At 39.9% G+C, this 12,092-nt stretch carries 9 protein-coding genes; 8 read left to right on the plus strand and 1 reads right to left on the minus strand.

Annotated elements, in window-relative coordinates:
• Positions 1–254: 254 nt before the first annotated feature.
• The 7 genes from DWW52_RS03155 to DWW52_RS03185 all read left to right on the plus strand — a co-directional run bounded on the left by DWW52_RS03155 (position 255) and on the right by DWW52_RS03185 (position 10,095).
• Positions 255–812 carry a YdeI family protein gene (locus tag DWW52_RS03155; RefSeq protein ID WP_118714001.1) on the plus strand — a complete coding sequence of 186 codons (558 nt, stop codon included), beginning with the start codon at positions 255–257 and terminating at the stop codon, positions 810–812.
• A 175-nt stretch (positions 813–987) separates the two neighbouring features.
• Entirely contained in the window at positions 988–1,548 is a 561-nt protein-coding gene (locus DWW52_RS03160; protein WP_118714002.1) for an RNA polymerase sigma-70 factor, read from the plus strand.
• A gap of 83 nt (positions 1,549–1,631) precedes the next feature.
• The gene (locus tag DWW52_RS03165) at positions 1,632–2,789 is read left to right on the plus strand and encodes a FecR family protein (protein ID WP_118714003.1); all 1,158 of its coding nucleotides are present in this window, start codon (positions 1,632–1,634) and stop codon (positions 2,787–2,789) included.
• Positions 2,790–2,964: 175 nt separating this feature from the next.
• Positions 2,965–6,303: a SusC/RagA family TonB-linked outer membrane protein gene (locus DWW52_RS03170; protein ID WP_233556672.1), complete on the plus strand. Its 3,339-nt coding sequence runs from the start codon at positions 2,965–2,967 to the stop codon at positions 6,301–6,303.
• Between the two features lie 12 nt (positions 6,304–6,315).
• On the plus strand, positions 6,316–7,743 hold the full coding sequence (locus DWW52_RS03175) for a RagB/SusD family nutrient uptake outer membrane protein (RefSeq protein ID WP_118714004.1): 1,428 nt from the start codon (positions 6,316–6,318) through the stop codon (positions 7,741–7,743).
• Positions 7,744–7,753: 10 nt separating this feature from the next.
• Positions 7,754–8,578 (plus strand): DUF4843 domain-containing protein, encoded by an 825-nt coding sequence (locus tag DWW52_RS03180; RefSeq protein ID WP_118714005.1) that lies wholly within the window; start codon positions 7,754–7,756, stop codon positions 8,576–8,578.
• 11 nt (positions 8,579–8,589) lie between these two features.
• Complete coding sequence (locus tag DWW52_RS03185) at positions 8,590–10,095, plus strand: PKD-like family lipoprotein (RefSeq protein WP_158582468.1); 1,506 nt, start codon at positions 8,590–8,592, stop codon at positions 10,093–10,095.
• 157 nt (positions 10,096–10,252) lie between these two features.
• Here the strand turns inward: DWW52_RS03185 and DWW52_RS03190 are convergent, their stop codons facing one another.
• A complete protein-coding gene (locus DWW52_RS03190) occupies positions 10,253–10,807 on the minus strand; it encodes an RNA polymerase sigma factor (protein ID WP_158582469.1) in 555 nt (184 codons plus the stop codon).
• 103 nt (positions 10,808–10,910) lie between these two features.
• Between DWW52_RS03190 and DWW52_RS03195 the strand changes: the two genes are divergently transcribed.
• A complete protein-coding gene (locus tag DWW52_RS03195; RefSeq protein WP_118714008.1) occupies positions 10,911–12,065 on the plus strand; it encodes a FecR family protein in 1,155 nt (384 codons plus the stop codon).
• Positions 12,066–12,092: the final 27 nt, after the last annotated feature.

Below are 12,092 nucleotides of genomic sequence, written 5' to 3' on the forward strand. Positions count from 1 at the left end.
TCCTGTTTTCTTTCAATAAACTCCTCCGACCTTCGGTCACCTCCTCTATAAACGAGGCCACTGAAAAAGTCGGCATTGCGATAAACAACTACCCCCTCCGGCTCCCCCTTACACAGGGGGAGGGTTGATTACCAAGCGGTTTCCCCGCCTGTGTAAGGAGGGGTTAGGGGTGGTAGTTTGAAAGTAAACTTGTTAGACACCCTAGTGAAAACAACTTGTTACAAATTTATTGTCTTATCAGATTGCATTAGTCTATGGAAATAAAATATTTTGAAAACAGAAAAGATTGGCGAAAGTGGCTGGCTGATAACTTTGAGACTGCCAATGAAATCTGGTTTGTATTTCCCAATAAATCTTCAGGTAAAAAAAGTATTACATATAACGATGCTGTTGAAGAAGCCCTTTGTTTCGAGTGGATTGACAGTACAATAAAGTCGCTTGACAAAGAACATAAAATTCAGCATTTCACACCTAGAAACCCTAAAAGTACGTACTCGCAAGCTAACAAAGAAAGACTTAGGTGGTTATTGGATAATAAAATGATACATCCTAAATTTGAGGATAAAATACGAAATGTTTTGTCTGATCCTTTTATTTTTCCCAATGATATACTTGACAGGTTAAAAGAAGATAAAATAATATGGAAAAATTATCAACGTTTTTCCGAGACGTATAAACGTATCCGTATTGCATATATTGAAGCCGCAAGGAAACGACCGGAAGAATTTGAAAAGCGATTAAACAACTTTATTAATAAAACGAAAGAAAATAAAATAATAACAGGATTTGGTGGAATTGAAAAATATTATTGATCCAAATAAAATGTCTCGCGTCTAACTTGTGTCCTGCCTGCAAGCAAGTTAAAATCGGTAATTTGAATGAAAAGCAGGCTTGTTGGATACTCTTTTTTATTTGGATTATCGATAAAAAAGTATAGTTTTGTGATTAGATACAAAAGTTTTATGACTAGGATGTAATATAGGATAGATGTCGCAAGAAGACGAGTTTTTACAACGAATTCATTCCAAGTCGGTAACAGCTTTTCGGGAGTTGTTCCGTGAGTTTTACAATACATTGGTCCTTTTTTCCATGAATTACGTGGAACGACAAGAGGTGGCTGAAGATATTGTACAGGATTTGTTCGTGTCTATTTGGGAACGGGATACCCGGTATGCTTCTTATAATAGTTTCAAGAGTTTCCTTTATAATTCGGTTCGGAATGGCAGTATAAATTATTTGAGACATAAGATCGTGGAGGATAAATATGCAGCTTCTGTAATTCAGGAAGAGTCATCGGAGGAATATGATGACTTGCGAGTGATGGAGGATGAGTTGTATCGATTGTTGTTTAAAACCGTGGACGAGTTACCTGCCAGATGTAAAGAAATATTCCAGCTTCACATGGATGGAAAAAGCAATGACGAGATTGCTTCGTTATTGAATTTGTCGGTCATGACCGTGAAAACACAGAAAAAGCGGGCAATGCATTATATCCGGGAGCGTCTGGGTGGGATATATTTCGTGATGTTAGCTTTTCAAATGTTCTGATTCGAATATTTTTTCAAAAAAAATCAATTTCTTGTACCTCTTTCGGGAGGCTTCCTTGTCTTAAGGTTATAAAACGAATAAACATGGATGATTATAAGTATAAAATGATTCAATTAATGCATCTTTATTTGTCGGGAGCTATAACTGACGAGGAGAAGCAGGAATTGCAACAATGGTTGGATGCATCATTGAAAAACAAGGCTTTGTTTGATCGGGTGAAAAATAATCGGCATTTCGGATCAAAGTACAAGGCTTTTAAGAGTATAAATCATGATGCCGCTTTCGAACGTTTTGAGAAACGGGTAGGAGTGAAATCTCACGTTAGATATAGTTGGTTAAAATACGCGGCTATATTTTTATTACCTTTAAGTTTAGGGGTATTTTTATTATTGAATACTACTAAAACTGAAATTGAGGTTCCGATAATGGCAAAGATCGTGCCCGGTGAAGCAAAAGCAACTTTAGTTTTGGCAGATGGGCAGTTCGTGAATTTACAAAAGGATTCGGTTTGGGATATTACGGTAAGTCCGGGTGCGAGCGCAACGAGTTCCAGGCAAGGGATTGACTATTCGAAAGTGAATGTAAAGGAGAAAAGTGTACGGTATAATACATTGAAGACTCCTCGCGGGGGAGAGTTTAATATCACGTTATCAGACGGGTCTGTCGTGCATCTGAATTCCGCGACAGAATTAAAATACCCGGTTGTGTTTGACGAGGAAAAACGGGAGGTTCACGTGTCGGGAGAGGCGTATTTCGAGGTGAAGAAAGAGGAGAAGCGCCCTTTCTACGTGGTTGTAGATGGAATGAGAATCCGGGTGTACGGAACCTCGTTTAACGTGAATACCCAACGTGAGGGGGTTGTACAAACGGTGTTGGTGGAAGGACGTGTCGGAATTATGGCCGAGGGTATGGATGAAGAATGCCGTATGAGTCCCTCGCAATTGGCGGAATACAATAAAGAACGTTCTTTGATCGAGGTGAAAGAGGTTGACGTGGAATCGTACGTGGCGTGGAAAGACGGGTTTTTCGTTTTCGAGGACGAGAGCCTTGAACAGATCATGAACACGCTATCATTATGGTATGATGTGGACGTGTTTTACGTGAATCCACAGTTGAAAGGATTACATTTCACGGGACACATGCGACGTTATGATCAAATTGACAATATTTTAAAAGCTATCGGGAGTGCTGTCGGTGTGACGTTCTCCGTGAAAGATAGGAGTATCTGGGTTTCAAAGTAATATAAAGAGGAAAACCGGAAGGTGTTCGAGCATCCTCCGGTCTTACAAAGCAAATCGATAAGAGATGTTCGAGCATCTCCTATCATTAATACTAATATTCAATTACAAAGTTATGAAAAAAAATCGATTATGTAGCCATTGCCCTGGATCAGGGTGGCAAAAAAAATGGTTGATTATGAAATTATGTGTATTATTGATGTTCGTCTTTTCTTTTACGGTTGTGGCTAACACGCACGCCCAACAGGAAAAAGTGAACTTGGATTTGAAGAACGTGTCGATTAAAATGCTGTTTGGAAAGATTCAAAAACAAACGGCGTTGTCTTTCGTGTTCAACACGGAACTGACAAAAGATTTTGGGCGTATCTCCGTGAAAGCTGATAACGAGGCGGTCGAGAGCGTGTTGCGGCGAGTGCTGGCGAACACGGGGCTGACTTATCGCTTCGAGGGAGATATTATCGTGATTCGCCAACAGGAGTTATCCACGGCTCAGCAGGAAGCGAAGAAGGAGATCACGATCGTGGGGAAAGTGGTTGACGAGAAGAAAGAACCTATACCGGGCGTGACTATTTTGTTGAAGGGGACTTCTTTGGGGACTGCAACAAACGTGGACGGAAGTTACAAGTTGACGATTCCCGGTATGAAAGATGTGGTTTTGATATTCTCGTTTGTTGGGATGGAGACCCAAGAAATCAAGTATGCGGGTACGGATACGATTAACGTGACTATGCGTTCGTTGACCGAGACGTTACAGGATGTGGTGGTAACGGGTATTTTCAAGAAGAACCGGGAGAGTTACACGGGAGCGGTTCGTGTGGTAACGGATAAGGAATTGAAAGACTTTAAAGGTCGTAATTTGATTTCGACCCTGGCTAATATTGATCCGGCCTTTAACCTGATTGCAAATAATGATTTGGGCTCGAATCCGAACCGATTACCGGAAGTACAGATTCGTGGTGCGGCCAGTTTACCGAACGTGGGAGAATTACAGGATAATACAAGTGTAGATTTAAATACACCGTTGATAATTCTGGATGGTTTTGAGACCACGTTACAGCGTATGATGGATTTGGATGAAAATGAAGTGGCGTCTATAACGATTTTGAAGGATGGTTCTGCAACAGCTCTTTACGGATCACGCGGTGCAAATGGGGTTATCGTGATTACCACGAGAGAACCGCAACCGGGTAAATTGAAGTTTTATTACAAAGGAGAAATGAATATAGAGACTCCCGATTTGAGTGATTATCACGTGTTGAATTCACGGGATAAATTACGGTTGGAGGAGATTTCCGGGTATTATCATACCACGACTTTAGGACCGGATTGGGAAATTAAATTGAAAGAGTATTATAATGCTGTTTTAGCCCAAGTGGAGAGAGGAGTGAATACGGATTGGTTATCAATTCCTTTGCGTACGGGAGTCGGACATCGTCATAATTTAAGAATAGAGGGTGGGGATACGAGTTTCAGGTACTCGCTTTCTTTGCAGTATAATTTGACTGAAGGGGTTATGAAGGATTCTAAACGGGAGAATTTTAACGGGGAAATTAATTTGTCATATAAACACAATCATTTGATTTTTAGTAATCGTTTGTCAATTGGTTTGAATAAGGCTCAGGAATCACCATACGGGGCTTTTTCCGATTACGTGAAGTTGAATCCGTACTGGGAACCTTATGATGAAGACGGAAAGGTGCGACGGTATTTTTCTCCTTACAATTGGGGATATTGGGCTGGTTCTTCGGGGGTGAACAGTGAAAAAGGTGTACCTAATCCGTTGTATGACGCTACGTTGAATACTTATGATAAGAGTAATTACACGAATATCACGAATAATTTCTCCATAGAGTGGACCCCGATTCCGGAATTGACTCTTAATGGACGTGTGGGTATTTCGGGACAAACGGATGAGGGGGATATGTTTAAACCGTCAACGCATTCTAGTTTTGTTTCTTATACCGGGGAAGATATTGCCCGCAAAGGAAGTTACCAATATAAAACAGGAAAAGATTTGAGATACGAGGCTAGTTTCACGGCGAATTTCAGAAAGTTGTTTGCCGATAAACATTTGGTGTATGCTGGGGTGAATGCGGAATTAAGCGAGTCGAACGGTCGGTCGTACACCTTTAATGTCGAGGGGTTCTCGGATGAGTCTCTGGATTTTTTGTCTATGGCTCTCCAGTACGAGAAAGATGGTAAACCCTCCGGTTCGGAATCAAAATCCAGAAGAATCGGTTTAGTGGGGAACGTGAATTACTCTTACGATAATCGTTATTATGTGGATTTTAGTCTTCGTACGGACGGTTCTTCCCAGTTCGGTTCTTCTAAGCGTTTTGCACTTTTCCCGGCTGTGGGTTTGGGTTGGAACTTGCATAATGAAAATTTCTTCCAAGATAATTTTTATATCAATAGACTGAAATTACGTGCTTCTTACGGGATTTCCGGTAGTCAGCAGTTTAGTTCTTATCAAGCGATGGAAACGTATTCTTATTACGTGGGTGATCGTTACAATATTTGGATGGGAGCTTACCAGATGGCTTTGGGGAATAAGAATTTGGAGTGGCAGACTGTCGATAAATATAATATTGGGTTTGAAGGCGGATTTTTGAATAATCGTGTGAGCATTGATATGGATGTTTATTTGGAGAAGACTCACGCTTTGTTGTCTTCTTTGGAATTGCCTTATTCGAATGGTTTTGATAGTTATACCGAGAATATTGGTGCTGTCGAAAATAAAGGATTTGAATTGAAGGCCAGTGTGTGGATGTTGCGGGATACGGAGCGGAGATTTTTATGGTCTGTTACGGGTAATCTAGCCTATAACAAGGATAAGATCACGAAATTGTCGGAAGCGATGAAGGCTGCAAATGAAAAGTTGGCGTCAATTGGAGGTTCTAATCCGAATCGGATATTGCGGGAAGGTGATTCGCAAAATGCAATTTATGCAGTTCCTTCTTTGGGAATCGATCCTAGTTCGGGAGAGGAAATTTATCTGAAAAAGAATGGAGAAGTAACAAAATTATGGAGTGCGGCAGATCGGGTAAATTGTGGTATTTCTAATCCGAAATATAGAGGGAATCTGAGTACAATGGTGCGTTACAAGGATCTTTCGTTGAATATGTCTTTCGGTTTCAACTGGGGAGGCCAGAAATATAACCAGACTTTGATAGACCGGGTTGAAAATGCTGATAAGAGGTATAACGTGGATGAGCGTGTGTTTAAAGATCGTTGGCAGAATCCGGGGGATAAAACTTTCTTTAAAGGGGTGAACGTGACTACTTCATCTAATTATTCTTCTCGTTTTGTGCAGGATGAAACTTCTTTCTGGTGTCAGAATATGAATCTGACTTATGAATTGAAAGATTGGAAATGGATGCGTCATATGGGTATATCGGTGATAAATGCAACGATTGGAACCGGAGAGTTGTTTTATCTGTCAACGATCAAGCGGGAGAGAGGGCTTTCTTATCCATTTTCAAGGCAGTATACCATGTCTTTGTCTGTAATGTTTTAAAAAGGGAAAATTATGAAAAAGATATTTGTAATAGCAATCACATTGATGGGATTTATATTTTCCGGTTGTAATGATTGGCTAGATGTGAATCCTCGTACGCAGGTCAGAAAAGATGTCTTGTTGGAAACTCAGAAAGGATTTCGGGACGTGCTTACCGGGGCTTATATCCGCCTGAAGAATACTAATCTTTACGGGGGCGAAATGATGTGGGGTGCGATCGAGTACCTGGGACAGCATTGGGTGACTACAGCCGGGTACACGGACAATTATATTCAACAATATAATTACACGAATAGTTCGGTAAAAGACAGGTTTACTGCGATTTTCAAAACTTATTATCAGGCGATAGCCGACGTGAACGGTATTCTTGAAGTGATTGATGAAAAGAAGGGTATTTTTACGAAAGGAAATTATGAGTTGATTAAAGGAGAGGCGTTGGCCATACGTGCTTTTTGTCATTTGGATGTGTTACGTCTTTTCGGCCCGATGCCTACGGGCGAGATCTCGGAGGATAAAATATTGCCTTACGTGAAAACCGTGACTAACGAGGTGCATGATTACTCAACTTACGAGCAGTTCGTGGAGTTGTTGTTGGGTGATCTGAATGAGGCAGAACGTTTGTTGGGAGAGGTTGATCCGGTATTAAAGTATTCAATTGAGGATTTGAAGGACGAGACAACTTGCGAAGTGGAAGACGATTTCTGGATATGCCGTCAGGTCCGTATGAATTATTACGGCGTATTGGCTTTGAAAGCACGATTGTATTTTTGGACGCAGGATATGTCAAATGCGGCTCTTTACGCTAATAAAGTGATCGGGGCAAAGGATCCGAGCGGTAAGAAAATGTGGACATTGGCAAACGGCGTGACCATGGAGAGTGGTGATTTGGCTTGTGCTTCGGAGAATATTTTAGGGTTGAGTGTATATGATTTAGGCACGAAGGCTACTAGTAATTTTAGTTTGACGGGGAATGGGAAATATGTGGACAATTTTCTATTCACATATTATGTGTTTCCCACGAACGAGAGTGCTGCAGATGTTCGGAAGACGAAACAATGGGTGTCAACGACGAAAAACGGGGAAGAAATTTATATTTGTAAAAAATATTATCAGCCGACAAATGAAGCGAAAAATGAGATCCCTCTCGTGCGTTTGACGGAAATGTACTTTATCGTGATGGAGGCAACTTCCTCGATGACAGAGGCAAATGGTTTATTTGGTGAATATGCTTCTGCAAGAGGTGTTAGTAGTGTAGATTTGGCAACAGACCGGGTGAATAAATTAAAGAAGGAGTTCAATAAAGAATTTTATGCTGAAGGACAAATGTTTTTCTTTTACAAGCGGACAGGGGCAACTTCGTCTCTAAATTATATTCCGCTGAACCCCGAGTCTTATGTAGCACCTCTTCCCGAGCGAGAAATAGAGTATAACAACAAGTAATTTGATAGATATGAGAAGTATATATATATTGGCGATGTTACTTTTATCTGTGATAAGTTGTAGCGAGGCAGATCTGATGCTCTATGGTGATGAACCCAGGGTGTATTTAGGTGGTTACACAAGAGCTGAATCCATGACATTTTATTATGATACGGATGATGTGGTACGGGACACGCTTTACGTGTACGTGGAAACTATGGGAGGACCGAGAGATTATGATCGGGCGGTGAATTTTAAACAGGTAACAGTATGTGATGTCGAGTACACCGTGGAAAATGGAGTGAAAGTAGATTCAGTGGTGACAGAAAATCCTTATAATGCTGTTGCGGGTAAGCATTTTGTGGCTTTTGATAGCGAAGAGGCTAGAAAATTAATGGTTATTCCCGCGGGAGAAGTGAGTGCTAATATTCCGATTATTCTTTTGAGAGATGTATCGTTGAAAGAAGAAATTTATTATTTGACGTTGCAATTGATTGAAAACGATGAATTTAAAATTGGAGGTGTAACGAAGGACGTGGAGTATGCAATTACGTTTGCTGATAAATTAATAAAACCGAATTTTTGGGATCTTCCTTATCAAGGATCGTATTATTTTGGAAAATACAGTATGAGGAAGCATGAATTTATGATAGAAGTTGCAGGTGGAAAAATTGATGACGAGTGGTGGCGTTCTTTGTATGGGGCATCTTCCGTTACTGGATTGTTAGCGTATTACCAGAGTAAGTTTAAAACAGAACTGGATAAATACAATAGTGATCCCGAGAATATTGCAAATGGATTGGCTCCGATGCGAGAGATTGTGGGTGATCCGACAAGTAATTTGGTAACATTTTAATAAGCATGGACATGAAAAAGATAAATAATATTGTTTGGTTATTTTTTATAAGTTTGTTTTTCGTGGCTTGTTTCGAGGATGATAACAAATATGATTATGCCGAATTAGATGGTGTTACGATTGAAGGTATTGCAGAGAAATACACTAAGGTATCTCGTCAAGATGTATTATCCATCACGCCGACGGTTACATCGAAAGCGGACTTGGAGTACGTGTGGGAGCTTTGGACATCAGCTCGTCAGGACGGGATTATTTATCATCCGGATACGATTGGATACGCAAAAGATTTGAATTATGAAATATGTGAAGAACCGGGTTCTTATTATTTGGTGTTAAACGTCAAGAATAAAGAAACGGGAGTGACAACAATATTCCGGAGTACTTTGAACGTGGTGACAATTAATTCTACCGGTTGGTATTTGTTGAAAGATGAAGGTTCCACGGAAAAATATACCGATTATGATTTTATCTATGATGGAGGGCGTATTGACAATTGGATCGCTTTTTACAATGATGGGAAAAAATTGAAAGGAGAGGCCGTAAAAAGTATTTTTACTTCTAAATATTCTGATGTCGCTTCCGGTGGGGGGTATAATTATGCTAGCGTGTTACTTCCACTTGCAAAAGAAGAAATTGTCGTGCTGGATCTTAGTAGTGGCAATATTAGAAAACCTTTTGAATCTTTATTTTTTGAATCTCTTGATGTTAAAAATTTTCAGGATATTTCAGTTCAAAATGATGGAGTTTCAATGAATTTGGTTAATAATAATAGCGTTTATAGTATGAGTGCGACGAATGCAACCTCTTTCTTCGCTTTATACGGACAATACAGTTTTTCCAAGAGCTTGAACGGATTACAAGGACCCAATTATTTTGATAATTTGAGTAAATCATTTGTTTATGTCGCTTATCAAAGAATTAACAGATATGTTGATGCTTCTACGGCACCGATTAGTTGCAATGATATGGAAGCCGATATGTTATGGGAAAGTGCTATTAATTTTCAAGCACAGTCACGCGGATGGATCTCATACGCTCTAATGAAAAAACATTCAACCTCCGACTATATGTTAGTTAAGTTGAATTTGTCTACAGGGTGGGGAAATTCTAATCCAATTGTAAAAGTTGATATTATCCCTTCAACGCTTAATTTCGTAACGGCAGAAAAAAGAGCGGTAAATGCAGATTACGGGATTATTTATTTTGTAAAAGATCACAAGTTATATAAATATCTCATAGATAATCAACACGAGGAGGCTATTTTGGATCTTCCCGCCGGAGAGGAAGTAACTTGTATGCAGCATATTGCTTATCCGAATCAAATGTCATCGGATGTTTATGGAGCTCAAGTTAATTGTTTTGCCATTGCTACTTATGCCGACGGAAAGTATAAAGTTTGGTTACACGAGTTTGATGCCGGTAACCTGAAACCGTTGACTAAACCTACTTTTGAAGGAAACGGGCGTGTGGCGTGTATAAATTACGTGGAGAATAATACTTCTAATTTCTTATACTAATAAATAATGTGATGTTATAATATTTAGTTTATAGATTGTTTGTAGAATGATAAAATGATACAGAAATTCTCATTTCTGTATCATTTTTATTGTTATGCATTAGGAAAATTATGGGGTAGGGTACTCTGTATAATGTTGGAAATATGTTAAAGTAAACTTAGATATCCCTTTCAGAAGTTAGGATGGTTAATAATAGCCAAGCCTTATAACTATTCAGTGATTCCCGAAGTACTTTATAAGCGTTCTTTTTTAAAGTTTTGACCGTGTTGACTGAAACGTTAAGCGTTGCGGCAATTTCGTTATTGTCCTTTCCGTCAAGACCGACAAGAATGATTTCCCGGGTTTGTGGGGGAAGTTTATCAATGGCCTCGTATAAAATGCGTAATGTCTCCTGATAGGTAATTTCTTCAAAGAAGAATTGTTGCTCTTCCGCTTCATCAAGCGGAAATGAACGGGCGTATTCGTGTTCAATCTTTAAATGTTTCAGATGATCAAGGCAAAGGTTACGAGCCGTGATGTACACGAATGATTTTGCTTTCTCGATGACATCAAAGTTTTCCCGTTTCTCGTATAATTTGATAAATGCATCCTGAGTAATATCGTGGGCAATGGCTTCGTCACCCGTGTATTTTCGTGTGAATTGAAATACCGGTTCGAAATATTTTTCGAAAAAGGATTTAAAATCCTGTCTGTTTGTCAGTACACTAGCCACTTGTCTGTATTTATACCGCAAAAATATGATTTTTTTTTATCCTCTCATTCACCCACTCCGGAAAGTTAGTCGTTATAGGGGTGAATTTAGGAAAATATAGGATATGGATGCAGATTTAAAAGAGCGTTATCGGATGGCCGAGTTGATCGCGGGGAAGATTGCTGGAATTCTTTCGGACGAAGAGATTACTTTGCTGGAAAAGTGGCGGCAGGCTTCTCCCGGGCACGAAAAAGAATACGAGCGAATTATTCAGCGATTAAAAACAGATTTACGAGATACTCATCGTTTAGATAGAGGGCGTGAATGGGAGTTATTTGAAAATAAATTACCCCGTAAACGCAGGATTCTGCGGGCGTGGTATGCTGTGGCGGCGGCAGTTCTTGTTGCTATGGTGACGATCGTTGTATTTCGAACGGAAAAAGTAGAACCGGCAACGCCTTTGGCCGAAACGGTAAGTAAGGGAATGAAAGAACGTAAGGCTATATTAATTTTAGGAAACGGGGAGAGAATAAATATCTCGGATTCTACTCTAAATGTACTTGTCGAGACCGGGGGAACCGAGGTGTTCGCTTCGGGTGATATTATAAAATATAACAGGAAAGATACGATGAACCTTTCTACCGTGGAATATAACACGTTAGTAATTCCTCGTGGGGGGGAGTACGAGTTGGAATTGGCAGATGGAACCAGAGTATGGCTTAATTCCGAGTCGAAATTGATTTATCCAGTACGGTTCTCCGGTGATATTCGGGAAGTTCAGATGGAAGGAGAAATTTGTTTTCAGGTGGCGAAAAATGAAAAACAGCCTTTTATCGTGAAAACCAAAGACGTGGCGGTAAAGGTTTTGGGAACTTTATTCAATATGGAGGCTTATTCTGATACACGAGGTGTTGTTACCACGCTGGTTGAGGGACGGATTAACGTGTCGAACGGGCAAGGTGAACGTGTTGTAGAACCGGGCCAACAGGTAGTCGCTACTGGAGATGAGTTAGTTGTTACGGAAGTGGATGCCGAACAATTTATCAGTTGGACACGGGGAATATGTTTTTTCAACGAGGCTTCTCTGGAAGAAATCATGGAAAAACTTGGTCGTTGGTATGATATGGAGGTGTTTTTTGTATCCCCGTCATTGAAAGAAGCTCATTTTTCTTTAGAGATCAAGCGGTATGATAATATAGCTGATGTCTTGGGGAAAATAGAGAAAACGGGACGCATGAAATTTAAAGTGAACGGGCGTACGGTAATGGTTGAAGAATGAAAACAAAAAGCAGAATATACTGGCATA

This window comes from Odoribacter sp. AF15-53 (genome assembly GCF_003479425.1).
In the GTDB taxonomy this organism is placed as follows: Bacteria; Bacteroidota; Bacteroidia; order Bacteroidales; family Marinifilaceae; genus Butyricimonas.

Coding starts and splice junctions, on each gene's coding strand:
- DWW52_RS03160 (WP_118714002.1), top strand. CDS start 988: ATGTCGCAAGAAGACGAGTTTTTACAACGAATTCATTCCAAGTCGGTA.
- DWW52_RS03155 (WP_118714001.1), top strand. CDS start 255: ATGGAAATAAAATATTTTGAAAACAGAAAAGATTGGCGAAAGTGGCTG.
- DWW52_RS03180 (WP_118714005.1), top strand. CDS start 7,754: ATGAGAAGTATATATATATTGGCGATGTTACTTTTATCTGTGATAAGT.
- DWW52_RS03165 (WP_118714003.1), top strand. CDS start 1,632: ATGGATGATTATAAGTATAAAATGATTCAATTAATGCATCTTTATTTG.
- DWW52_RS03185 (WP_158582468.1), top strand. CDS start 8,590: ATGAAAAAGATAAATAATATTGTTTGGTTATTTTTTATAAGTTTGTTT.
- DWW52_RS03195 (WP_118714008.1), top strand. CDS start 10,911: ATGGATGCAGATTTAAAAGAGCGTTATCGGATGGCCGAGTTGATCGCG.
- DWW52_RS03170 (WP_233556672.1), top strand. CDS start 2,965: ATGAAATTATGTGTATTATTGATGTTCGTCTTTTCTTTTACGGTTGTG.
- DWW52_RS03175 (WP_118714004.1), top strand. CDS start 6,316: ATGAAAAAGATATTTGTAATAGCAATCACATTGATGGGATTTATATTT.